The following is a 23,544-nucleotide window of genomic DNA, read 5'->3' on the forward strand; positions in this document are numbered from 1 at the left end:
TGAGCTGTCGTGGAGCGATGCAGTGATCAGGTGAGCGCAGGCTCCGCCTGGTGTGCGTCGATGCTCTCCATGATCCTGTCGTGAGAAGCGGCAGCCGCGAGCGCGTCGTTCTCAGCCTGGATCCGTACGAGCTCGGATTCCAGGTCCTGGACGCGCTGCTGGAGCCGTCGCATCTCGGCGAGGAGTCGAGGGTCCGAGCCGCCGACGTAACCGAGAAGCGCCTTTGCCATGATGGATGGTCCTCCACACTGAGTGACCGACCGATGCGGTGTGGGTCGTGAGGGATTCGCACCCGCGGTGCTTGACACTCTTTAGTTCGTGCTGCCGTTCTTCCATGCCAAACAGCTAAGGTGCGCGGGGTGCTTTCAGCGTCTCACCAAAAAGTTTGACGGTCAACACGATCACGCCCCGTATTGGTGGCAACCCGCACCGGCGCGGCCTCGGAACGGCGGCGCTGCGACTCCCTCGGGACCCCGGGGGCGTGACGATCATTCTTAGCCCGGGAGCCTGCCACGGCACGGGCTTCTTGGCAACCACCTGGGCCTTTCTGCTTCCGGCAGGTGCCAGTGGCATGTCCCTCCGCTCCCGCCTGGGCCGTTTTACAGAAACGGCTCATCGGATGGCGAAGCCGTCGTAACCCCCGCGAGGTGTGTCCCAGATCTCGGTGACCCCGTCGACGCGGCCGGGCGTGTCGTCACCCAGAAGCCAGTCGAGGAGCTCGTGGCAGCCCTTCCGCGCCCCTTCCGCGACCACCTGCACGCGTCCGTCGTCCAGATTGAGAGCAAAACCACTAAGGCCACCGATCTCGAGGGCCTTGGCCCGCGTGAACCAGCGGAAACCCACACCTTGGACGCGTCCTCGCACCCAGGCGACCAGCCGCACATCCTCGCTCATGGGTGCAACCTAACCGGCCAATGTCTCTTCCGACACTCCTCCATCTGGCGCAATGCGGTACTGTCCGCTGCCAATGAATCTCATACGAAACTCACTTGATCGTGTGGGTTTTGTGACTTTGGTTGACCGGGGGGACGCGTCGACCTCAAGAACAGACGAGGAAGGCAAGGACATGGGACGCCACCGACGCTCCGCCGCCGGCCGCGCCGCCACGGGCCGCGCCACGGGGGTCACACAGACGTACAGCTCCTACGGGAGCGGACACGACCCGCAGGACTCGTACGACTTCACCTCGGTGGGTCCCCCCACCCACCTGGGCCACGAGGACCCCGACCCCTACGCGCGCAGTGACGCCTACCTGTTCGCGTCGGAGGAGGAGTACGCGCTGTACCGCGGCGAGGGCTACACGCCCGCCGACGGTCCGCGTCGCGGTTCGCACCGCCGGCGCAGGAAGAACCTCGTGACGCCGGTCAAGACCGGTCTGCTCGGGGTCTCCGCCGCCGTCGCGATCGGCACGGTCGCCGTCGCCGCGGGCGTGGTGCCCGGCCTCGACAACTACAAGATCGGCGGTGGCAGCACCACCGGCGGTGACGTGCAGGCAGCGGGCTCGCCGACCAACTCCCCGGCCGAGCAGGGCGGCGCCTCCGGCAGTGCCGAGGGCCGCGAGGACGGTTCCTCGACGAGCCGGGACGCCGAGCGCGCCTCCTCGCCCTCGCCGGCCCCGTCGACCTCGACCTCGGCCTCGCCGACCGCGCCGACCGAGAAGCCGACGAAGAAGCCGGCGGCCACGCCGAGCAAGAAGCCGGAGACGACTCCTTCGCAGAAGGAGCGGGAGCCGGCCAAGCAGGAGACCACCGCGCCGGTGGAGGTCTCCACGGAGGCCGCGGCCGCGGCCCAGGTGCTGGAGCTCGTCAACGCCGAGCGGGCGAAGGTCGGCTGCAGCCCGGTCGCCGCCAACAGCGCGCTGGCCGACCTGGCCGGTGCCTTCAGCAAGGCCATGGCCGACCAGGGCTTCTTCGACCACACCGACCCGAGCGGCGCCACGCCGTGGGACCGTGCGGCGAAGGCCGGGATCACCACGCTCGGCGGCGAGAACATAGCCCGGGGCCAGGCCGACCCGGCCGCGGTCATGGAAGCCTGGATGAACAGCCCCGGCCACCGGGCCAACATCCTGAACTGCGACTTCAAGACCCTGGGCGTGGGTGTGCAGTTCGGTACGGGCGGCCCCTGGTGGACCCAGGACTTCGGGTACTAGACACCACGGACGACGGTCGCGCTAACTTATGGTTAGTGCGACCTGTCGGTTAGTGCTCTCTTCCAGTAGGCTCGTGATATGGACACCACGCAGCAGCCCCCGGAGGCGCGGGACCTCCCGTACGACGTGTTCGCCAAGGCCTGCCCCTCGCGCGGCACGCTGGAGCACGTGACGGGCCGCTGGGGCGCACTCACCCTCGGCGCCCTGTACGAGGGCTCGCTGCGCTTCAACGAGCTGCGCCGCCGGGTCGACGGCGTCAGCGAGAAGATGCTCTCCCAGACGCTCCAGGCACTGGAGCGCGACGGCCTGGTGCACCGCGAGGCCCAGCCCACCAACCCGCCCCGGGTCGACTACGAGCTGACCCCGCTGGGCCACGAGCTCGCCGAGCGCCTCCTGGGCCTGATCCACTTCGTCGAGGGCCGCATGGACGACGTCCTGGCCGCCCGCGAGCGTTACGACGTGACGCGCGGCGCCCGCTGACACCTCGGGCAGAAGTAGCTGGACCGGTTCATCCAGGGCCGTCGGCGCATCGGCGTACCGCAGCGCTTGCACGGCAGCCCTTCCCGGCCGTACGCGTCGAGGGACCGGTCGAAGTACCCGGACTCGCCGTTCACGTTGACGTACAGGCTGTCGAAGCTGGTGCCGCCGACCGCGAGGGCCTCGTTCATCACGTCCCGGACGTGGCCCAGGAGTTCGGTCGTGCGCGGGCGGGTGAAGTTCGCGGTGGGGCGCTCGTAGTGGATGCGGGAGCGCCAAAGGGCCTCGTCCGCGTAGATGTTGCCGACTCCGCTGATCAACGACTGGTCCAGCAGGGCCCGTTTGATGGTGGAGCGCTTGCGGCGCAGGGCCTGGTGGAAGGCCTCGTCGTCGAAGAGCGGGTCGAGGGGGTCGCGCGCGATGTGCGCGATGACATCGGGCAGGCCGTCGGGGGTGTTGTCGTGCAACGACAGCCCGCCGAAGGTGCGTTGGTCGACGAAGCGGAGTTCGGTGTCGACCTCGTCGGCGAACCTCACCCGGATCCTGAGGTGCTTCTCGTCGGGCGCCGCGTGCGGCTGGACCAGCAGCTGGCCGCTCATCCCGAGGTGGGCCAGAATCGACTGGTCCGTGTCCTCCAGAGGCAGCCAGAGGTACTTCCCGCGGCGGCTCGGGGTGCCGACGCGGCGGCCCTTGAGGCGGTGCGCGAAGTCGTCGGCACCGGCGAGGTGCCGGCGGACCGCACGCGGGTGCAGCACCTCGGCCTCGGCGACCGTGCGGTGGGCGACCCACCGCTCAAGACCCCGCCGTACGACCTCGACCTCGGGCAACTCGGGCATGGGGCTCCCCCGTCACGGACGGTGTATGAGCCGAGCGCCCGCCCCGGTGTTCAGGGGCAGGCGCTCGGCTGCGCTGTTCTTCCGGACGCGCTGGAACTTCCAGGCGTCAGGCGGAGACGGACGACGGACCTTCGTCGTCGTCCTCGGCAGCCTCCACGGCTTCGACAGCCGCTTCGGCCGCCGCCTTGGCGCGCTCGTCCGCGGCGGCCCGGATGGACCTCCAGGCGGACTCCGCGGCCTGCTGCTCCGCCTCCTTCTTGCTGCGGCCGGTGCCGGTGCCGTACGAGACGCCTCCGACGCGGGCGGCAGCAGTGAAGGTCTTCTCGTGATCGGGGCCGGTCTCCGTGACCAGGTACTCGGGCACGCCGAGTCCTTCGGTCGCGGTGAGCTCCTGGAGACTGGTCTTCCAGTCCAGGCCGGCACCGAGGTTGGAGGACTTCTCGATCAGAGGGTCGAAGAGCCGGTGAACGAGTTCGCTCGCCGCCTCCAGGCCCTGGTCGAGATAGACCGCGCCGATCACCGCTTCCAGGGTGTCGGCAAGGATGGACGCCTTGTCCCGGCCGCCTGTGCCCTCTTCACCACGGCCGAGCCGGATGAAGGAGCCCAGTTCCAGGCCGCGACCGACCTCCGCCAGCGCACGCGAGTTGACCACCGCGGCCCGCAACTTGGCCAGTTGGCCTTCGGGCAGGTCCGGGTGGGTGGTGTACAGCGTGTCCGTGACCACGAGGCCGAGCACGGAGTCCCCGAGGAACTCCAGGCGTTCGTTGGTCGGCAGGCCGCCGTTCTCGTACGCGTAGGAACGGTGGGTCAGCGCACGCACCAGAAGGGCGGACTCGAGCTTGTACCCGAGCCGCCCTTCCAACAGCGTGTGGGACGAGGCCTGGTTGTCGCCCGAGTTCTTCTTCGGCGTGGACACAGTGCCTCTCACCAGCCGCTCAGACCTCGAGGACCTGGCGCTTGTTGTAGGTGCCACAAGCGGGGCACGCGATGTGCTGCAGCTTGGGCTCGTGGCAGCGCTCGCACGCAACCAGGGTGGGGACCGCAGCCTTCCACTGCGACCGGCGGTGGCGCGTGTTGCTGCGCGACATCTTCCGCTTCGGAACAGCCACGGCTACTTCTCCTGCTTCTCGTTGGCGGGCGCCGATCGAGGCGCTTCGCCACTCATCTCGTCCTTCTCGCCGTCTTCGAGTGAACCGGCGAGTCCCTGCAGTGCCGCCCAACGGATGTCGACGGCGTCGTGGTGGTGGTCCGGGTCGTCCGTGAGCCGCTCTCCGCACTCGGAGCACAGGCCCAGGCAGTCGTCCTGGCACACCGGCTGCATCGGCAGTGCGAGCACCACCGCATCGCGCAGCACGGGCTCGAGGTCGAACAGGCCGTCCTCGATGAAGAGCCTGTCCTCGTCTTCCTCGGCGTCGTCGGCCGGTTCCGCTTTCACGCGGCCACGGTCGTCGGCGTCAGGGTACGAGAACATCTCCTGGAAGTCCGCTTCGAGCGCCAGCTCAAGCGGCTCCAGACACCTTACGCACTCCCCCTCGGCCTGTGCACGGGCGGTGCCTGTGACAAGCACCCCTTCCATGACCGACTCGAGCCGGAGTTCGAGCACGACCGGGGCGCCTTCCGGCACTCCGATCACTCCCTGGATACCGAGATCCTTGGGAGCGTCGATCTCACGGGTCAGGCGCTGCAGCGCGCCAGGACGCCGACCCAGCTCGTGTGTGTCGAACACGAGAGGGTTGCGGTGGTCGAGGCGGGCGTTCAGGGCCATTCCTGCTTTCGATCTTCGAGCTCTGGGGGACGCTGCCCTTCGGTGTTCCCGGGCAGCGTTGATCGCGGACGTACACGCGACCGAAGGGCCAGGATACTGGACCTTTCGCTCACGGCCCAATCCGGTGGTCTCCTACTGGCCGCGACCCTGCTCGTACGCCCTCAACTGCTCCGGCGTGATCATGCCGGTGTCGAAGAGGCTCGTCTCGTCGAGGGCGTAGTCCTGTTGGGGCTGGTGCGGCTGCTGCGGCTGCTGGGCCTGCTGGGCCTGATGCTGGTCGTACGCGGCCTGTTGCTGGTCGTAGCCCTGGTAGGCATAGGGGTCGGCCTGCTGGTAGCCGTACGGGTCCTGCTGGGCGTAGGGGTCGGGCTGCTGCTGGTAGCCGGCGTAGGCGTCGGTCTGCTGCTGGTAGCCGTACGCCGGCTGCTGGGCGTAGTCCTGCTGCTCGGACTGGTTCCGGGCCTGGGCCCGGGCGTCCTGCTCCGCGAGGGCGGTGAGGTCGGCCAGGTAGTCGGCGTCGCTGGAGTGCTGGACGGTGGAGGTGTGGTCGCCGAGGGCGCCGAGGTCGTCGCTGGCGATTCGGCCGTGCAGCTTCTGGCGGCCGCGGCCGACGGCCTCCAGGGTCTTGGCGAGGACCGCCTCGAAGGCACCGAGCTTGGCGTCGACGTAGGAGTCGGCGTCCTTGCGCAGCGTCTCCGGGTCGTGGCTGCGCTCGGGGGCGTCCTCGTCCTCGTAGCCGTTCTCGTCGAGGCCGGGACCGGTGCCGAGGAGCTTCTCGCGGCCGCGGCCGACCGAGCCGAGGGTCTTGGTGAGGACGACCTCGAAGTTGGCGAGCTTGGAGTCGACGTAGTCGTCGGCCTCCGCGCGGACCTCCTCGGCCTCCTGGCGGGCCTCGTTCAGGATCCGGTCGGCCTCGGCCTGGGAGCGGCGGGCGATCTCGGTGTCGGAGATCAGGGAGCCGCGCTCGGCGTGCGCCGTGGAGATGATGCGCTCGGCCTCCTGGCGGGCCTGCTCGACCATCTGCTCACGGTCACCGATCAGCTCCTGGGCCTGCGCGAGGGAGCCGGGCAGGGCCTGGCGCAGCTCTTCCAGCATCGCGAGCAGTTCGGCGCGGTTGACCATCACCGAGGCCGACATGGGCATCGACCGGGCACCGGAGACCGTGGCCACGATCTCGTCGAGCTTCTTCTGCACGTCCACCTGTGCTCGCCACTCTCTACAGCCGTGTTGGAGACGGACGGGACGACTGTAGCCCCATCAGCCTTTGCGGAGACGCTCGTTCAGCGCTTCCAGAACCCTCGGGGGAACCAGGTGGGAGACGTCTCCGCCCCAGGTCGCGACCTCCTTGACGAGCGAGGAGGACAGGAAGCTGTAAGTGGGGTTGGTCGGCACGAAGAGGGTCTCGACTCCGCTCAGGCCGTTGTTCATCTGGGCCATCTGCAGCTCGTAGTCGAAGTCGCTGACCGCGCGCAGGCCCTTGACGATGGCCGGGATGTCGCGCTCCTTGCAGTAGTCGACGAGCAGGCCGTGGAAGGCCTCCACGATCACGTTGCCGTACTCGGCGGTGACCTCGCGGATCAGGTCGATCCGCTCGTCGATCTCGAAGAGGCCCTTCTTGGACTTGTTGATCATCACCGCGACATAGACCTCGTCGTACAGTCTGGAGGCGCGGGAGATGATGTCGAGGTGTCCGTTGGTGATCGGGTCGAACGACCCGGGACAGACGGCGCGGCGCACTTGAGATCCCTCGCTCTCCGGTCCGGTCATCGTGCGTCTTCGCACGTAGAGGCGGCGCGACCGTACCAAAACGTTCCCTCGCCGTAGCGACGGGCCTTGACCGCGTCGAAACCGGGCGGCCACTTGAATTCTCCACCTCTGGTGCTGCGCTCCACGGTGACGAGGGCCTCCGGCGCGAGCCAGTGTTCCGCACGGAGTGTGAGGAGAATCTCGCGAAGATCGTGATCTGTGACTCGGTACGGGGGGTCCAGGAAGACGAGGTCGTACGGCTCTGCCGGCGCCCCTGTCCGGATGATCTGTTCCGCCTTGCCCGCCCGTACCTCGGCACCGGGGAGGCCGATGTTCTTGACGTTCTCGCGGATGGTGCGGGCGGCGCGGGCGTCGGCCTCGACGAGCAGGGTGTGGCCCGCGCCGCGGGAGAGTGCCTCCAGACCGACCGCGCCTGATCCGGCGTAGAGGTCGAGGACCCGCTCCCCGGCCAGGGGGCCGCCGAGGAGGGACTGCCAGGTGGAGAAGAGTCCTTCGCGTGCGCGGTCGGAGGTGGGACGGGTGCCGTTGCCCGGCGGGACGGCCAGGCGGCGCCCACCGGCCTTGCCGGCGATCACGCGGGTCATCTTCGGTCCTTGTTCGGGGATGGCTGCGGGTCCAGTTTCTCAGCCCTTTTCCAGGTACTGCTCCCGCTCCTCGTCCAGGAGCGCGTCCAGGGCCGTGCGCAGGCCGGGAAGTGCTGTCAGCTCCGGGTCCGCCTCCACCACCGCCGTCGCCTCTTCCCTGGCCTCCGCGATGATCTCCTCGTCCTCGATCACGGCCAGGACGCGCAGGGAGGTCCGGGCGCCGGACTGGGCCTGGCCGAGGACATCGCCCTCGCGGCGCTGTTCCAGGTCGATGCGGGACAGTTCGAAGCCGTCCAGGGTCGACGCCACCGCGTTCAGGCGCTGGCGGGCCGGGCTCGCCTCGGGCATCTCCGAGACCAGGAGGCACAGGCCGGGCGCCGAGCCCCGGCCGACCCGGCCGCGCAGCTGGTGGAGCTGGGAGACGCCGAAGCGGTCGGCGTCCATGACGACCATCGCCGTGGCGTTGGGGACGTTGACGCCGACCTCGATGACCGTGGTGGCCACCAGGACGTGGGTCTCGCCGGCGGCGAAGCGGCGCATGACCGCGTCCTTGTCGTCGGGGTGCATACGGCCGTGCAGGACCTCGACCCGCAGGCCGTGCAGCGGGCCTTTGGTGAGCTGGTCCGCCACGTCGAGCACCGCGAGCGGCGGGCGCTTCTCGGCCTCGTCCTCCGGGGACTTCTTCTTGGCGGACTTCTTGGGGTCGTCCTCCTCGTCGCCGATGCGGGGGCAGACGACGTACGCCTGATGGCCGTTCTCCACCTCCTCGCGGACGCGTTCCCAGGCGCGGGCGAGGAAGTGGGGCTTGTCGGCGGCGGGGACGACATGGCTGGCGATGGGCGAGCGGCCGGCCGGGAGCTGGTCGAGGACGGAGGTCTCCAGGTCGCCGAAGACCGTCATGGCGACCGTGCGCGGGATGGGGGTGGCCGTCATGACGAGGAGGTGGGGCGGCTGCTTTCCCTTGCCGCGCAGGGCGTCCCGCTGCTCGACCCCGAACCGGTGCTGTTCGTCGACCACGACCAGGCCCAGGTCGTGGAACTGCACCTTGTCCTCGATCAGCGCGTGCGTGCCGATCACGATCCCGGCGTCACCGGTGACCAGATCCAGCATCGCCTGCCTGCGCGCGGCCGTGCCCATCGAACCGGTGAGCAGCACGACCTTGGTGGCGTGCTCGGAACCGCCCAGCATCCCGCCCTCGGCGAGCTCGCCCATCATCTCCACGATCGAGCGGTGGTGCTGCTGGGCGAGCACTTCCGTGGGGGCCAGCATGGCGGCCTGTCCACCGGCGTCGACGACGGCGAGCATGGCGCGCAGGGCCACCAAGGTCTTTCCCGATCCGACCTCGCCCTGCAGCAGCCGGTGCATCGGGTGGTCCGTCGCCAGGTCGTCGAAGATCTCCTTGGAGACCTTCTGCTGGCCGTCGGTGAGGGTGAAGGGCAGGCGGTCGTCGAAGGCGGTGAGGAGGCCGTCCGGGGCGGGTTTCCGCGGCACCGCGGGGAGTTGGGCGTCCGCGTGGCGGCGGCGGGCGAGGGCCACCTGGAGGACGAAGGCCTCGTCCCACTTGAGGCGGGCGTGGGCGTCGGCGACATCTGCCTTGGTGTGCGGGCGGTGGATCTTGAGGAGGGCCTCGGGGAGGGGGACCAGGCCGCGGCCCTCGCGGAGGGACTCCGGAAGGGGGTCCACCGCCTTCTGCGCGCTCGGCAGGACCGTCTGGATCGCCTTGCCGATCTTCCAGGACTCCAGTTTGGCGGTGGCGGGGTAGATGGGGATCAGGGCGCCCGCCCAGGTCTCCACCGCCTCCTCCGCGTCACCGCGCAGCAACTCGTAGGCCGGATGCGCGAGTTGGAGGCGGCGGTTGAAGAGGGAGACCTTGCCGGAGAACATCGCGCGGGTGCCCGGCAGGAGGTCCTTGTGGGGTTTGTGGACGCCGTTGCCGAAGAAGACCAGTTGGAGGCGGCCGCTGCCGTCCGTGATGGTGACCTCCAGCCGCTGCCCCTTGCCGCGCGGGGCCTTGGCGGAGGCGAAGGTGTGCAGACGGGCGTCGGCGACCTGGGCGACCACGGTGACGTGCTCGTCCATGGGCAGGTCGGCGAGGTGGGTCAGCTGCCCCCGCTCCTCGTATCTGCGCGGGTAATGGTGCAGGAGGTCGCCGACGGAGTGCAGGCCGAGATGCTCGGCCATCACCTTCGCGGTGGCGGGGCCGAGCACCTTCTTCAGTGGTTCTTCCAGCGCGGGCACGAGATCCATTGCACACCACACCACTGACATTGCCGTATACATACCGGGAAACCCCTGGTCAGACGGCTGGTTGGGGGCATACGATGGCGCGCTCCGGCCATCCGCCCGCGGTCACCGCCCCACCCGGGACCGCCCGACCCCGCGCCGCGCGAACGTTCCCCCCACCGGCGCTGCGACGATGGATTCCCAGACCTCACAGTCATCACAGACACCCCAGGTACCCCAGCAACCTCATACGTTCCAGGTCGACCTGCGCGGTCTGGTGGACCTCCTCTCCCATCACCTCTACTCCAGCCCCAAGGTCTACCTCCGCGAGCTCCTCCAGAACGCGGTGGACGCGATCACGGCCCGGCGGGCCGAACAGCCGGACGCCCCGGCCCGCGTGCGGTTGTACGCCGAGAACGGCACCCTGCGGGTCGAGGACTCGGGGGTCGGGCTCACCGAGGCGGACGTGCACGACCTGCTGGCCACCATCGGACGCAGTTCCAAGCGGGCCGAGGGACTTCAGGAGGTGCGCTCCGACTTCCTCGGGCAGTTCGGCATCGGGCTGCTCGCCTGTTTCGTGGTCGCCGAGCGGATCCGCGTGGTCAGCCGCAGCGCCCGTACGCCGGACGCGCAGCCCGTGGAGTGGACGGCGAGCGACGACGGGTCGTACCGGGTGCGGACGCTGCCGCACGACGCCCGTCCGGAGCCGGGGACCACCGTCCACCTGGTGGCGCGGGCGGGTGCCGGTGAATGGCTCGCGCCCGAGCGGGTCCTCCGGCTCGCCCGGGACTTCGGCTCGCTGCTGCCGTACGACGTCCGGGTCGGCGACGAGGCGGTCACCGATCTGCCCGCGCCCTGGGACCGTCCGTACCCCTCCCCCGCCACCCGCAGGGTGGCCCTGGCCCGGCACTGTCACGAGCAGTTCGGCTTCACCCCGCTGGACTCGATCGAGCTGAACGTTCCGCTCGCCGGGATCCGGGGCGTGGCGTACGTCCTTCCCGCGGCGGTCAGTCCCGCCCAGCGGGCGACCCATCGCGTGCACCTCAAGGGCATGCTGCTGACCGAGCGGGCCGAACAGCTGCTGCCGGACTGGGCGTTCTTCGTGCGCTGTGTCCTGGACACCGACAGCCTGCGGCCCACGGCCTCGCGCGAGTCGCTGTACGAGGACGAGACGCTGGCGGCCGTGCGGGAGGCGCTCGGGGAGCGGATCCGGTCCTGGCTGACCGGCCTCGCCGCCGGGGATCCGGAACGGCTCGCGGCCTTCCTGTCCGTGCATCACCTGGGTGTGAAGTCGCTCGCGCGGCACGACAAGGACATGCTGCGCACGATGCTGCCGTGGCTGCCGTTCGAGACGACCGACGGGCGGCTGTCGCTGGAGGAGTTCGCGCAGCGGCACCCGGTGGTGCACTTCACGCGGACCGTGGAGGAGTACCGGCAGGTCGCGCCGATCGCCTCCGCGCAGGGCGTCGGGGTGGTCAACGGCGGTTACACCTACGACAGCGACCTGGTCGAAGCGCTGCCCTCGGTGCGGCCGGGGACGGTCGTCGCCGAGCTGGACGCGGACACCGTCACCGCCCACATGAACCTGGTCGATCCGGCCGAGGAGCTGGCGCTGTCGGGCTTCCTGGCGGCCGCGCGGGCCAGGCTCGACCCGCTGGGCTGCGATGTCGTCCTGCGGGCCTTCCGGCCGCTGTCCGTGCCCGCGCTGCACCTGGACGACCGGGACGGCCGGCACGAACAAGCCCGCGCGGAGGCCGAGGACCAGGCCGACGACCTGTGGGCGGGCATCCTCGGCTCACTGCGCGGGAGCGCCCCACGCGCGCGTCTCGTGCTGAACCATCTCAACCCGCTGGTACGGCGGATCGGTTCGCTGGGCGATCCGGAGCTGATGGGCACCGCCACCGAGTCCCTGTACGGGCAGGCGCTGCTGATGGCCCAGCGGCCGCTCAGGCCCGCGGACTCGGCGCTGCTGAACCGGGCCTTCATAGGCCTGCTGGAGTGGGCCACGAACGGCGAGGAGGGCCGCTGATGAGCGGGGTCGACGGGGGTGCGGCCTTCGACGCGCTGCGCCGGGCGATGGCGGAGAACGCCGAGGAGCCGGAGGGGCCCGCCCGCAACGCGCGCGCGGAGCAGCTGCTCGCCGAGGCCGAGAAGCTGAACATCCCGCTCGCGGTGATCGAGGCGCTCGGACACCAGCTGAAGGTCTACAACTACAGCTCCGAGAAGGCCAAGATGTTCGTCCCCTTCGCGCGGCTGCTGCGCATGTGGGACGAGCGCCCCGAGGACTTCGACGAGTACGAGACGCACTCGCTGCACTGGGTCTTCAAGTGGATGACGACCGGCATGCTCGACCAGCCGCACATCCCGCTCTCCGCCATGGAGAAGTGGCTCGGCGAGATGGAGCACCGCTACCGGCTGGCCGGGCACTCCGAACGGGCCGTGCGCAGCGCCGAGTACAGCGTGGCCGCGCACGTCGGGGACCTGGAGCGGGCCGAGCGCGCGTACGCCGCGTGGCTGGCCGCCGACCGCGACAGCATGGCCGACTGCCATGCCTGCGAGCTGCACGAGCAGGGCTGGTGGCAGTCGCAGCGCGGGCGGCACGAGGAGGCGCTCGACCTGTGGGCGCCGGTCCTGGAGGGCGAGTTCACCTGCGCCCACGAGCCGCACGCGGTCCTCGCGTCCTCCCTCGGGCCGCTGCTGCGCCTGGGGCGTCTCGACGAGGCGCGCGCCAACCACCTGCGGGGCTTCCGGCTCGTACGGTCCATGGAGAGCATGCGCGGCGCCTACGCGGACCATGTCGAGTTCTGCGCGCTCAGCGGCAACGAGGCACGCGCGCTGGAGCTGCTCGCGGAGCGTCCCGCGTACTTCACGGACGACGGTCATCCGCGCAGCAGGCTGGACTTCATGGCGGTGGTGGCCCTGCTGATGGACCGGCTGACCGGGCTGGGCCTCGGCGAGCGGCCGGTGCCGGGGCCCGCGGGCCGGTCCTGGACGGCGGCCGAGCTCGCCGCCCACGCGCGCGGGGAGGCCCTCACGCTGGCCGCCCGCTTCGACGAGCGCAACGGCACGGCCCACGTCAGCGAGCAGGCACGCGCGCGCATGGCGCAGCGGCCGCTGGTGGAGCGGCTGCCGCTGGGGGTTCGGGCGGTCCGGACGGTCGCCGCGCCCGTGGTGGCGCCCGCGGCCCCCGCGCCCGCGCGGGAGCCCGATCTGCCCGCGCTGGTCGCCGAGGCCCGGCGACTGTCGGACACCCTCCGGCCGAACGCCGTGGAAGCGTGGGCGGCGGTCGCACGGGCCGCCGAGGGCGTCGAGCTGGACCCGCGCGACCGGGCGGAGATCGCCGACCACGAGGCGATGGATCTGGGCCCAGAGGGTCTCGAACTGTTCGAGCGGGCAGCCGAGTTGTACGCGGAGGCGGGCGACCCCGGCGAGTCGCTGGCCGCACACGCGCGTGCCGCGTACGTACGCGCGCTGGCGGGCGGCGTGGACGAGGCGCTCACAGCGGTCGCCGGGCCGTACGACGAGGTCCTCGCGCTCTACTCCGCGGACGAGACCGGCGTACCGCAGACGGCGTCGGTGCTGATGTCCCGGGCGCGGATCCTGATGCGAGGGGTGCACCAGAGCGAGGACGAGACGTTCCTGGCCGACGCCGAGTCCGCCGTCAGGGAGGTGCTCGCCCTCGTCGAGGGGCGGGCCGGGGACGACGTACGGCTCGCCGCGCGGATCGCCGAGGCGCAGGCGATGCTGGCGGAGCTGGCCGCGCGGGCCGGGGAACTGGAGGCCGCCGCGGAGCTGTTCGCGGGGTCCGCGGCCCGGTTCGTGGCGGCGGGCCTGCCGTGGTTCGCGGTGGAGTACGAGGCCCGGCTGGCCGGTCTGATGCACCACCTGGGCGACCCGGCCGGGACGGAACGGGCGCTGCGGGCGGCCCTGGAGCACGGTGGGCCGCATCTGGAGGCTGTCGGACGCGCCCAGCTGCATCTCCAGCTCGCGGAGGTCGTCGGCGGCCGAGGGCTCGCCGAGGAGGCCGCCGAGCATGCCCTGGAGGCCGCTCACTGGGCCGACGAGGCCGGGGAGGGGCCGACGCTGGGTGCCCTGGCCCGGCACCAGCTGGGCGGGTTCCTGCTGCGCCTGGGCCGGTGGGCCGAGGCCGCGGAGGTGCTGGAGTCGGCGCTGCCCGACCTGAGCGCGGAGCGGCACGGCGAGGGGGCGGTCGTTCAGACGCAGTGGTGGCTCGGCGACTGTCTGAGCGAGCTGGGCGAGCACCGGGAGGCGGCCGAGCGGCGCCTCCAGGCCGCCGAGATCGCCCGGCAATGGCCCGAGCAGCACGACCACGCGACCCTCGCCCACCTCGCCGCCGAGTCCCTCGGGGCCGCGGGGCTTCCTGCCGAGGCCGACCGGGCGTACGCACGCGCGGGCGCCCTGTGGCGCGAGCTCGGCAACGTGCACGGTCTCGTCCGCTCCCTGCGCGCCCGCGCGTGGCTGGCGCTGCGCGTGGACGACGGGGCGGACGCGGCACGGGAGTTGATGGCGGGCGCGGTCCGGGAGTGCGAGGCAGCGCTGGGTGAGGTGCGGGACGACGAGGAGGCGCGGCAGCGGCTGGTCGGCGAACTCGGGCACACCCACCGGCAGTTCGGGGACCTGCTCGCCCGTTCCGGGCCCGAGGACGCCGAGGACGACTCGATCCGGGCGGTGCTGGAGGAGGCGCTGGCCGAGGTGGCGGAGGCGATCGTCGTGTTCGCCTCGCTGGGGGACGGCGCCCTGGACGCCCGGACCGGTGCCGAGCTGGCGGCGGGCTGGCTCGCGGCCGACCTGAGCCGGCCGGCTCAGGCAGCGGCACGCGCGCGTGCGGTGCTCGACGCCTACGGCGACGCGGACGGGGCCGATGACACGGCGCGGGCGCGACGTGCCGAGGCGGAGCAGCTGCTGGGGCTCGTGGAGGGGCAGGACAGCTGATCGCGAGGGGTCCTACTCGACCCCGATGAGCAGCACGGCCCCCTGCCGGCCGCCCCGGTACACCACCGTGTCCACGGCGAGGTACGACTCCCGTACGCGCGCCTCCAGGTGGTCGGCGACGGTCTCGGGGGCCTGGTCGCCGAGGACGAGGGTGACCAGCTCGCCACCGGCCGCGAGCATGCGGTCGAGGACGGCCTCGGCGGTGACGATGACGTCCGAGCCGATCACCGCCACGTCCCCGTCGATGAGCCCGAGGACGTCACCGGCCTGGCAGATGCCGGCCATGGTCCAGGACTGCCGTTCGGCGACGGCGACCTCGGCGTAGCGGGTCGCGCCGGCCGCCGAGGTCATCTGGACGACGTCCTCGTCGAACCGGCGCTCCGGTTCGTGCACGGCGAGCGCCGCGATGCCCTGGACCGCGGAACGGGTCGGGATCAGCGCGACCCGGATGCCCTCCGTGCGGGCCTGCTCGGCCGCGGCGGCCGCGGTGTGGCGCAGGTCGGCGTCGTTGGGCAGCAGCACGACCTCGCGCGCGTGGGCCCGTCGTACGGCCTCCACGAGCTCCCCGCTCGCGGGCGGCTCGCCGGGACGGGCGAGTACGGCAGTGGCGCCGGCCTCGGTGTACAGCCCGGCCAGGCCCTCGCCGGGCACGACGGCGACGACGGCCCGCTGGGCGGGCTCGCGGGGCGGCCGTTCGGCGCCGGTGGTGTGCACGTCACCGAGGCCGAAGTGGGTGATCCGGATCCGGTACGGCCGCCCGGCCTCGACGCCCGCCTCCACGGCGGCGCCCGCGTCGTCGACGTGCACATGGACGTTCCACAGTCCGTCGCCGCCGACCACCACGAGGGAGTCCCCGAGCCCGTCGAGGCGCTGCCGCAGTCGCGCGACGGCGGTGTCGTCGGCCTCCAGGAGGTAGATCACCTCGAAGGCGGGGCCTCCGGCGGCCGGGGCGTCGGCGCAGTCCTCGGGGGAGGCCGCGAAGATCTCGACGGAGCCCGCCGGCACTTCCCGGGACGCCCCGCTCACCACCGGCACCGCTCTGGGCACCTCCCCCGTGAACGTCTCCACCAGCGCCCCGAGCACCGCCACCAGTCCCCGCCCGCCGGCGTCCACCACTCCCGCCCGCTCCAGGACGTCCAGCTGCCCGGGTGTCGCGGCCAGAGCGGCGCGCGCTCCGTCGTAGGCGGCCCGGGCGACCGTCCCGCAGTCGCCCTGCGCTGCCCCGGCCGCGTCGGCGGCGGCCGAGGCGACCGTGAGGACCGTGCCCTCGACGGGGTGGGCCACGGCCTCGCGGGCGGATTCGGCGGCGTGCCGCAGGGCGATCCGGAGTCCCTCGCCGTCCGTGTGAGCCGTCTCACCCTCGGCGGCGAGCACCTGGGCCATGCCGCGCAGCAGCTGGGCGAGGATCGTGCCCGAGTTGCCGCGGGCGCCTATGAGGGCCCCGTGCGCCATCGCGCGCGCGGCGTCGGCGAGCGCCGGTTTCCCCTCGCCATGGGCGTCATGGGCCTCGAAGACGGCCTCCACGGCCGCGGCCGCCGACTCCGCCGTCAGGTACAGGTTGGTGCCGGTGTCCCCGTCGGCGACCGGGTAGACGTTGATCGCGTCGATCTCCTCGCGGGCCCGGCCCAGCGCCCGCAGCGCGAGACCGCACCAGGTGCGCACCGCGAGAGCATCGAAGAATGTCTGCGGCACCTGCGCCACCTGCGCCTCCTCGGGCTGCTGGACTGGACGCAGCGTAGACCCCGGGCGGGTCTTTGCCGGAGAAGGGCCGGGAGCGGGTGCCTGATCAGCCATGGTAGTTTCGTTCTGCTGGCGCAGTCGTTGTATGCTGCTCCGGTTGCCCGATGCAGATCGGGCCAATCCCCCTGGCAGCGCCACTCAGATCTTTGATCCTACGATCTCGATCCCGGCCCGCCGGGATCCGACCGTAAGTGCATCTGAAGTCTTTGGAGTGACCCGTGGCTGCCAACTGCGACGTCTGCGGCAAGGGGCCGGGCTTCGGCAACAACATCTCGCACTCGCACCGCCGTACGTCCCGTCGCTGGAACCCGAACATCCAGCGCGTCCGTACCGTGGTGGGCGGGACGCCGAAGCGCGTGAACGCTTGCACCTCGTGCATCAAGGCCGGCAAGGTCTCGCGCTGACGCACAGCTAAGCGCGCGGCCACTGCTGGTTCGCTGCACTGAGCCGGTCCACCGAGAGGTGGGCCGGCTTTTTGCCGTGCCCGCGTCTACGCGCCCGTCTGCCGACGGAACCGCCATCCATGGTCCACGGGCCCGATCCCGCCGCCGAGCGCGAACCCGGCGGCGATCGCCCCGGTGACGTACTCCTTGGCGGCCGTCACCGCCTCCGGGACGGACCCGCCCTTCGCGAGCTGCGAGGCGATCGCGGAGGCGAGGGTGCAGCCGGTGCCGTGGGTGTGCCGGTTGTCGTGGCGGGACGCGCGCAGCCAGTGCTCCTCGGAGCCGTCACTGAGCAGGTCGACCGCGTCACCCGGGAGATGGCCGCCCTTGATGAGCACCCACTTCGGTCCGTACGACAGGACGGCGTCGGCGGCTTCTCGCAGGTGGCTCTCCGACTCGACCCGGACGCCGGTGAGTTGGGCCACCTCGTCGAGGTTCGGGGTGGCGACGGTCGCCACCGGGAGCAGTCGTCGGCGTACGGAGTCCAGGGCGGACGACGCCAGCAGCGAGTCGCCGTGCTTGGATACGCCGACCGGGTCGATCACGGCCGGAGCGTCCGTGCCGGCGATCAACTCGGACACCGTCTCCACGAGTTCGGCCGAGGAGAGCATCCCCGTCTTCACGGCCTGGACGCCGATGTCGTCCACGACACTGCGGTACTGGGCCCGCACCGCCTCCACCGGCAGCTCCCAGGCGCCCTGTACGCCGAGGGAGTTCTGCGCGGTGACGGCCGTGACGACACTCATGCCGTGCACGCCGAGCGCGAGCATGGTCTTCAGGTCGGCCTGGATCCCGGCGCCTCCGCCGGAGTCCGAACCGGCCACCGTGAGCACCAGGGGCCTCACGACTCGATGTCCCCGCCGAAGTGGTCCCAGCCGCCCTTGCTGGTCCAGGGCGCCCCGTCGACGGTCACCTGGGGCAGCGCCGAGGGGTTGAGGACCTCGCCGATCACCTTCCAGCGGGCCGGGAGCTTCACGTCCGGCGGGAAGGTCGCCACGATCGCGTGGTCCTCTCCCCCGGTCAGCACCCATTGGATGGGATCGACACCGACGGCCTGCCCGATGTCGTTCATCTGGGTCGGGATGTCGATCGCGCCGGAGCGGATGTCGATCCGGACCTTGCTGGACTCGGCGATGTGCCCGAGGTCGGCGATCAGCCCGTCGCTCACGTCGCACATCGCGGTCGCGCCGAGCGCCGCGGCGGCCGGGCCCGCGTGGTACGGCGGCTCGGGGCGCCGGTGCGCCTCCACGAAGGCCCGGGGCGAGCGGAAGCCGCGGGCGAGCACCGCGTACCCGGCCGCCGACCAGCCCAGCCAGCCGGTCACCGCCACGAGGTCGCCGGGCTGGGCGCCCGCCCGGGTCACCGGCTCCTGGCCCCGCAGATCGCCGAGGGCGGTGATCGAGACCATGATCGTGTCCCCGCGTACGACGTCCCCGCCGACCACCGAGGCGCCCGCGACCTGGCATTCGTCGCGCAGGCCGTCCATGAGCTCCGAGGGCCAGGTGACGGGGAGTTCGGCGGGCACCACCAGGCCGAGCAGCAGGGCGGTCGGCACGGCACCCATGGCGGCGATGTCCGCGAGGTTCTGCGCGGCCGCCTTGCGTCCGACGTCGTAGGCCGTGGACCAGTCGCGGCGGAAGTGCCGGCCCTCCAGAAGGATGTCGGTGCTCGCCACGACCCTGCGGTCGGGCGCGGCGACCACCGCGGCGTCGTCGCCGGGGCCCACCCGGACCGCCGGGGTGGTGGTGAGACGGGAGGTGAGCTCCCTGATGAGCCCGAACTCGCCGAGCTCACCAACAGTGCCCTTCATGGCCCTTACGCCCCTTCTGTGCCGTGCCGTGCCCGGTCGCGCGTCATCAGTGTCCTCGATACGGTCGAGGGGACCGTGAACTTCTGTCGTCTCCGCACCCCGGCGCGGGTGTCCGCGTCCCCGCGGGTCTCCCCGCGACGAGGGGCGACGCGATACCGTGGCGTTCCTTTTCCCCACATGATCCTCGTGGCCGCCCTGGAGGTTCCGTGGTACAGGCGTACATCCTGATCCAGACGGAGGTCGGCAAGGCGTCGACCGTCGCCGAGACGATCAGCAAGATCCCTGGAGTCATCCAGGCCGAGGACGTGACAGGACCGTATGACGTGATCGTCCGCGCACAAGCCGACACCGTGGACGACCTGGGCCGGATGGTGGTCGCCAAGGTCCAGCAGGTGGACGGCATCACCCGCACCCTGACCTGCCCGGTCGTCCATCTGTAGCCCCCGTCTAACCTTGGCCGGTGAACTTCTTCCGTCACCGGCCTCTCGGTCTTTCCGCGCTCGCCCTGCTGATCACGGTCGCGGGCTGCTCCTCCGCAGACGACAGCGCGTCGGCGGCGGTTCCCTCGCCGGGGGCGGGCGTCACGAAGCTGTGCCGAGAACTGGACCGGGTACTGCCGTCCAAGGTCGACGACCAGGACCGTCGGGATCCCGAGCCCGCGTCCGCGCTGACCGCGGGCTGGGGTGACCCGGCGATCATACTGCGGTGCGGTGTCGCGCGGCCCTCGAAGATGGACGATCCGGAGGCCGACGGGGTCGAGGCGGACGGAGTCGGGTGGCTGCTGGAGAAGCGGGACGACGGCTCGTTCCGCTTCACCACGACCCTGCGCAAGGCGTACGTCGAGGTGACGATCCCCGAGGGCCGCACCGCGGACGGCCTGGCGCCGCTGGTGGACCTGGCGTCCGGCATAAAGAAGGCGATCCCCGAAGGGATCGCCGACTGACCGACAGACCGACAGACAGACTGACTGACTGCCGACCGGCTACCGCAGCCCCGTCGACCTGCGAAGTGCCGCCTCGATGAGCCGGTCCACCAGCTCCGGGTAGCTGATCCCGCTCTTCTCCCACATCTGCGGGTACATCGAGATCGGGGTGAAGCCCGGGAGCGTGTTGATCTCGTTGATCACGAACTCGCCGTCCTCGGTGAGGAAGAAGTCCGCGCGGACCAGGCCCTCGCAGGAGGCCGCGTCGAAGGCGTCGACCGCGAGCTTCTGGACCTCGGCCGTCTCCTCGGGCGTGAGCGGCGCCGGCACGATCCCCGGGGTCGAGTCGATGTACTTCGCCTCGAAGTCGTAGTACGCGTGCTCCTGCGGCGGGGGGATCTCGGCCGGGACCGACGCGCGCGGGCCGTCCTCGAACTCCAGGACACCGCACTCGATCTCGCGGCCCCGCAGCGCCGCCTCCACGAGGATCTTCGGGTCGTGGCTCTGTGCCTCGGCGATCGCCTCGTCCAGGCCGGACAGGTCGTCGACCTTGGTGATGCCGATCGAGGAACCCGCGCGCGCGGGCTTCACGAACAGCGGCCAGCCGTGCTCGCCCGCGAAGTCGACGATCTTCTTTCGTGCCGCGGACTCGTCCCGCTCCCACTCGCGCGGCCGGATCACCACGTACGGGCCGACCTTGAGCCCGAAGGAGGTGAACACCCGCTTCATGTACTCCTTGTCCTGGCCGACGGCCGAGGCGAGCACGCCCGAGCCGACGTAGGGGACCCCGGAGAGCTCCAGGAGGCCCTGGAGGGTGCCGTCCTCGCCGTAGGGGCCGTGCAGGACGGGGAAGACGACGTCGACCTCACCGAGCGCCTTGGGCACCGATCCGGGCTCGCTGTAGACGACTTCGCGGTTCGCGGGGTCCACGGGGAGCACCACGCCGCCCTCGCTCGACTCGGCGAGGTCATCGACGCTCGGCGTACGGCGTTCGGTGATCGCCATGCGGTCCGGTTCGTCGGTGGTGAGCGCCCAGCGGCCGTCCCGGGTGATGCCGATCGGCAGGACGTCGTACTTGGTCCGGTCGATGGCCCGCAGTACCGCGCCGGCGGTGACCACGGAGATCCCGTGTTCGGAGCTGCGCCCGCCGAACACGACGGCCACGCGCGGCTTGCGAGGCGGCTGCTCAGGGTTCTGGGGGAGGTTCTCGGTGCTCATATCGCGTTGAGAGTACCCGTTGGTAGTGCCGTGATACAGCGTCCACCCCCGCGGCGAACGAGGCAAAAAGCGGTGTCGTGGCTCAGCGTCGCTCGGGCTTCGCGCTGCGCGACATCAGTTCCTTGACGGCGACCACCGGGGACTTGCCCTCGTGCACGATGCCGACGACGGTCTCGGTGATCGGCATGTCGACGCCGTGCCTGCGGGCGAGATCCAGCACGGACTCACAGGACTTGACGCCCTCCGCGGTCTGCCTGGTGACCGCGATGGTCTCCTGCAGGGTCATGCCCTTGCCGAGGTTGGTGCCGAAGGTGTGGTTGCGCGACAGCGGCGAGGAGCAGGTCGCCACCAGGTCGCCGAGACCGGCGAGGCCGGAGAAGGTCAGCGGGTCGGCGCCCATGGCGAGGCCGAGCCGGGTCGTCTCCGCGAGACCGCGCGTGATGAGCGAGCCCTTGGCGTTGTCGCCGAGTCCCATGCCGTCCGCGATGCCGACGGCGAGGCCGATGACGTTCTTCACGGCACCGCCGAGCTCACAGCCCACCACGTCCGTGTTGGTGTACGGGCGGAAGTACGGCGTGTGGCAGGCCGCCTGGAGCCGCTGGGCGACGGCCTCGTCGGTGCAGGCCACCACGGCGGCGGCCGGCATCCGGGCGGCGATCTCCCGCGCGAGGTTGGGCCCGGTGACCACGGCGATGCGGTCGGCGCCCACCTTCGCGACGTCCTCGATCACCTCGCTCATCCGCATGGCGGAGCCGAGCTCGACGCCCTTCATGAGGGAGACGAGGACGGTGTCGGGGGCGAGCAGCGGGGCCCATTCGGCGAGGTTGGCGCGCAGGGTCTGCGAGGGGATCGCGAGGACCGTCAACTCGGCGTCGCGCGCTGCCTGAGCGGCGTCCGCCGTGGCCCGCAGGTTCTCCGGGAGTTCCACACCGGGAAGGTAGTCCGGGTTGGTGCGGGTGGAGTTGACCGCTTCCGCGAGTTCGGGGCGGCGTGCCCACAGGGTGACCTCGCACCCCGCGTCGGCCAGCACCATGCCGAAGGCGGTGCCCCATGAACCGGTGCCGAAGACAGCCGCCTTGACGGGCTTGCTCACTTGCTCTTCTCCCCCTCGTGACCGCTCTGGGCCTGGGTCCGGCGCCGCTGCTCGATCCGCTCACGGCGTGGGTCGTACGCCGTCTCGGGTGCCTTCTCGCCCCGGACGATCTCCAGCTGGGCGGTGACGGCGGCCATGATGACCTCGGTGGCCTCCCTCAGGAGGTCCGGGGTCATCTCCTTGTCGTAGAACGGCGACAGGTCCACGGGCGGCCCCGCCAGGACGTGCGAGGTCTTGCGCGGAAGGACGTGCAGCTTCTTCGCGTACGGCGGCAGCAGTTCGTTGGCGCCCCACTGCGCGACCGGGACCACCGGGCACTTGGTCTGCAGGGCCACGCGCGCGGCGCCGGTCTTGCCGATCATGGGCCACTGGGCGGGGTCCCGGGTGATGGTGCCCTCGGGGTAGAACGCGACGCATTCGCCGCGTTCCACGGCGTCGATGGCGGCCCTGAAGGCGCTGAGCGCGTCCGTGGTCTCGCGGTAGACGGGAATCTGCCCGGTGCCGCGCATCATGACACCGACGAATCCCTTGTTGAAAAGAGGGCTCTTCGCGAGGAATCGCGGAACGCGGCCGGTGTTGTACTGGAAGTGCGCGTACGCGAAGGGATCGATGTGGGAATTGTGGTTGACCGCGGTGATAAATCCGCCGTCAGCCGGAATGTGCTCCATTCCACGCCAGTCCCGCTTGAGCAGAACCATGAGCGGCGGTTTGGCGATCACCGCTGCCAGGCGGTACCAGAAGCCGATTCTGCGGCGGGGCACTCGGACACCTTCCTCTAGAGCCTGGGGGGCCGCACAAGTGTCGCCCCAGGCCGTCTGTCTGTCGAGAACACCGTACGCCCCGCCACCGACACCGCCAGATGGGGCGCGTGACGACTGAGTGACAATGGCCGCCAGAAGACAAGGACGGAACGCTCGTGCAGTGGACGTTGGTCATCCCGTTGAAGCCTCTGGCGCGGGCCAAGAGCAGGCTCTCGGACACCGCGAACGACGGGGTGCGCCCGGGTCTGGCCCTCGCCTTCGCCCAGGACACCGTGGCGGCCGCGCTGGCCTGCCCGGCGGTTGGGGATGTGGCGGTGGTCACCGACGACGCCCTGGCCGGCCGCGAGCTCGCGGCCCTGGGCGCCCGCATCGTCCCCGACGAGCCCCTGGGGGGCCTGAACGCGGCCCTCGCGCACGCGGCGGCCTTCGTACGGTCGACGCGTCCCGAAAGCGCCCTCGCAGCCCTGAACGCAGACCTTCCGGCACTACGGCCGCTGGAATTGGCCCGGGTCCTCGACGCCGCCGCCGCATTCCCGCGTGCTTTTCTCGCGGATGCCGCAGCAATAGGCACCACTCTGCTGGCGGCCGGGGAAGGCGAGGAATTGCGTCCCGCCTTCGGCCCGGATTCGCGTGCCCGGCATCGCGCCTCGGGAGCGGTGGAACTCCCGCTCACCGCGGTGGATTCCGTACGCCAGGACGTGGACACCGGCGATGACCTGCGGGCCGCGCTCGCGCTCGGGGTGGGTCCCCGGACGGCCGCCGCCGCGGCGCGGTTGCTGATTCCCGGGCAGTAGGCTGCGGAC

General features: G+C 71.1%; 24 protein-coding genes. 8 read left to right on the forward strand and 16 right to left on the reverse strand.

The features are described 5' to 3' along the window. Positions 1-26 precede the first annotated feature (26 nt). Complete coding sequence (locus tag ABZT93_RS13670) at positions 27-230, reverse strand: hypothetical protein (protein ID WP_016432419.1); 204 nt, start codon at positions 228-230, stop codon at positions 27-29. A gap of 382 nt (positions 231-612) precedes the next feature. Then, positions 613-894 (reverse strand): acylphosphatase, encoded by a 282-nt coding sequence (locus ABZT93_RS13675; RefSeq protein ID WP_356103347.1) that lies wholly within the window; start codon positions 892-894, stop codon positions 613-615. A gap of 172 nt (positions 895-1,066) precedes the next feature. Between ABZT93_RS13675 and ABZT93_RS13680 the strand changes: the two genes are divergently transcribed. Continuing rightward, a complete protein-coding gene (locus tag ABZT93_RS13680) occupies positions 1,067-2,149 on the forward strand; it encodes a CAP domain-containing protein (RefSeq protein WP_356103350.1) in 1,083 nt (360 codons plus the stop codon). 78 nt (positions 2,150-2,227) lie between these two features. Beyond that, positions 2,228-2,629, forward strand: coding sequence for a helix-turn-helix domain-containing protein (locus ABZT93_RS13685; protein WP_356103352.1), 402 nt, complete (start codon positions 2,228-2,230; stop codon positions 2,627-2,629). Here the strand turns inward: ABZT93_RS13685 and mutM are convergent. The 8 genes from mutM to recG form a co-directional block, all read right to left on the reverse strand. Beyond that, entirely contained in the window at positions 2,602-3,462 is an 861-nt protein-coding gene (gene mutM, locus ABZT93_RS13690; RefSeq protein ID WP_356103354.1) for a bifunctional DNA-formamidopyrimidine glycosylase/DNA-(apurinic or apyrimidinic site) lyase, read from the reverse strand. The two genes, ABZT93_RS13685 and mutM, sit on opposite strands and share 28 nt — an antisense overlap. 106 nt (positions 3,463-3,568) lie before the next feature. Next, on the reverse strand, positions 3,569-4,378 hold the full coding sequence (gene rnc / locus ABZT93_RS13695) for a ribonuclease III (protein WP_020120996.1): 810 nt from the start codon (positions 4,376-4,378) through the stop codon (positions 3,569-3,571). A 19-nt stretch (positions 4,379-4,397) separates the two neighbouring features. Beyond that, positions 4,398-4,571 carry a 50S ribosomal protein L32 gene (gene rpmF, locus ABZT93_RS13700; RefSeq protein WP_006139588.1) on the reverse strand — a complete coding sequence of 58 codons (174 nt, stop codon included), beginning with the start codon at positions 4,569-4,571 and terminating at the stop codon, positions 4,398-4,400. A gap of 2 nt (positions 4,572-4,573) precedes the next feature. Further along, positions 4,574-5,227, reverse strand: coding sequence for a DUF177 domain-containing protein (locus ABZT93_RS13705; protein WP_031041209.1), 654 nt, complete (start codon positions 5,225-5,227; stop codon positions 4,574-4,576). A gap of 132 nt (positions 5,228-5,359) precedes the next feature. Then, positions 5,360-6,427: an ATP synthase F0 subunit B gene (locus tag ABZT93_RS13710; RefSeq protein WP_356103357.1), complete on the reverse strand. Its 1,068-nt coding sequence runs from the start codon at positions 6,425-6,427 to the stop codon at positions 5,360-5,362. Between the two features lie 57 nt (positions 6,428-6,484). Beyond that, on the reverse strand, positions 6,485-6,964 hold the full coding sequence (coaD, locus tag ABZT93_RS13715) for a pantetheine-phosphate adenylyltransferase (RefSeq protein ID WP_020138732.1): 480 nt from the start codon (positions 6,962-6,964) through the stop codon (positions 6,485-6,487). 26 nt (positions 6,965-6,990) lie between these two features. Beyond that, positions 6,991-7,578: a 16S rRNA (guanine(966)-N(2))-methyltransferase RsmD gene (gene rsmD, locus ABZT93_RS13720; RefSeq protein ID WP_356103360.1), complete on the reverse strand. Its 588-nt coding sequence runs from the start codon at positions 7,576-7,578 to the stop codon at positions 6,991-6,993. Between the two features lie 39 nt (positions 7,579-7,617). Next, entirely contained in the window at positions 7,618-9,825 is a 2,208-nt protein-coding gene (gene recG, locus ABZT93_RS13725; RefSeq protein ID WP_356103361.1) for an ATP-dependent DNA helicase RecG, read from the reverse strand. Positions 9,826-9,994: 169 nt separating this feature from the next. Here recG and ABZT93_RS13730 point away from each other — a divergent pair, with 169 nt between their 5' ends. Then, a complete protein-coding gene (locus ABZT93_RS13730) occupies positions 9,995-11,830 on the forward strand; it encodes an HSP90 family protein (RefSeq protein WP_356103364.1) in 1,836 nt (611 codons plus the stop codon). Beyond that, complete coding sequence (locus ABZT93_RS13735) at positions 11,830-14,754, forward strand: tetratricopeptide repeat protein (RefSeq protein WP_356103367.1); 2,925 nt, start codon at positions 11,830-11,832, stop codon at positions 14,752-14,754. The genes ABZT93_RS13730 and ABZT93_RS13735 overlap by 1 nt, the downstream gene beginning before the upstream one ends. A 12-nt stretch (positions 14,755-14,766) precedes the next feature. Here the strand turns inward: ABZT93_RS13735 and ABZT93_RS13740 are convergent, their stop codons facing one another. Further along, positions 14,767-16,455, reverse strand: coding sequence for a DAK2 domain-containing protein (locus ABZT93_RS13740; protein ID WP_356103370.1), 1,689 nt, complete (start codon positions 16,453-16,455; stop codon positions 14,767-14,769). A gap of 257 nt (positions 16,456-16,712) precedes the next feature. Between ABZT93_RS13740 and rpmB the strand changes: the two genes are divergently transcribed. Further along, positions 16,713-16,898, forward strand: coding sequence for a 50S ribosomal protein L28 (gene rpmB, locus ABZT93_RS13745; RefSeq protein ID WP_003993230.1), 186 nt, complete (start codon positions 16,713-16,715; stop codon positions 16,896-16,898). An 86-nt stretch (positions 16,899-16,984) separates the two neighbouring features. On the opposite strand, the gene thiD is transcribed toward rpmB, so the two are convergent. Both thiD and ABZT93_RS13755 read right to left on the reverse strand, forming a co-directional pair. Next, a complete protein-coding gene (gene thiD / locus ABZT93_RS13750; protein WP_356103372.1) occupies positions 16,985-17,782 on the reverse strand; it encodes a bifunctional hydroxymethylpyrimidine kinase/phosphomethylpyrimidine kinase in 798 nt (265 codons plus the stop codon). Then, entirely contained in the window at positions 17,779-18,747 is a 969-nt protein-coding gene (locus ABZT93_RS13755; RefSeq protein WP_356103374.1) for a thiamine-phosphate kinase, read from the reverse strand. Before ABZT93_RS13755 ends, thiD begins: the two co-directional genes overlap by 4 nt. 206 nt (positions 18,748-18,953) lie before the next feature. Here ABZT93_RS13755 and ABZT93_RS13760 point away from each other — a divergent pair, with 206 nt between their 5' ends. Then, positions 18,954-19,187, forward strand: coding sequence for an Lrp/AsnC ligand binding domain-containing protein (locus ABZT93_RS13760; RefSeq protein ID WP_003997603.1), 234 nt, complete (start codon positions 18,954-18,956; stop codon positions 19,185-19,187). Positions 19,188-19,207: 20 nt separating this feature from the next. Continuing rightward, a complete protein-coding gene (locus ABZT93_RS13765; RefSeq protein WP_356103377.1) occupies positions 19,208-19,690 on the forward strand; it encodes a DUF3515 domain-containing protein in 483 nt (160 codons plus the stop codon). Between the two features lie 39 nt (positions 19,691-19,729). Here the strand turns inward: ABZT93_RS13765 and ABZT93_RS13770 are convergent, their stop codons facing one another. The 3 genes from ABZT93_RS13770 to ABZT93_RS13780 form a co-directional block, all read right to left on the reverse strand. Continuing rightward, positions 19,730-20,887: a D-alanine--D-alanine ligase family protein gene (locus ABZT93_RS13770; RefSeq protein ID WP_356103380.1), complete on the reverse strand. Its 1,158-nt coding sequence runs from the start codon at positions 20,885-20,887 to the stop codon at positions 19,730-19,732. A gap of 82 nt (positions 20,888-20,969) precedes the next feature. After that, positions 20,970-21,980: an NAD(P)H-dependent glycerol-3-phosphate dehydrogenase gene (locus tag ABZT93_RS13775; protein WP_356103383.1), complete on the reverse strand. Its 1,011-nt coding sequence runs from the start codon at positions 21,978-21,980 to the stop codon at positions 20,970-20,972. Continuing rightward, on the reverse strand, positions 21,977-22,741 hold the full coding sequence (locus ABZT93_RS13780; protein WP_356103386.1) for a lysophospholipid acyltransferase family protein: 765 nt from the start codon (positions 22,739-22,741) through the stop codon (positions 21,977-21,979). The genes ABZT93_RS13775 and ABZT93_RS13780 overlap by 4 nt, the downstream gene beginning before the upstream one ends. Before the next feature lie 155 nt (positions 22,742-22,896). Here ABZT93_RS13780 and cofC point away from each other — a divergent pair, with 155 nt between their 5' ends. Then, a complete protein-coding gene (gene cofC, locus ABZT93_RS13785) occupies positions 22,897-23,535 on the forward strand; it encodes a 2-phospho-L-lactate guanylyltransferase (RefSeq protein ID WP_356103390.1) in 639 nt (212 codons plus the stop codon). The last annotated feature ends 9 nt before the right edge of the window (positions 23,536-23,544 follow it).

Origin of the sequence: Streptomyces sp. NPDC005303 (assembly GCF_040607335.1) — a bacterium.
Taxonomy (GTDB): Bacteria; Actinomycetota; Actinomycetes; order Streptomycetales; family Streptomycetaceae; genus Streptomyces.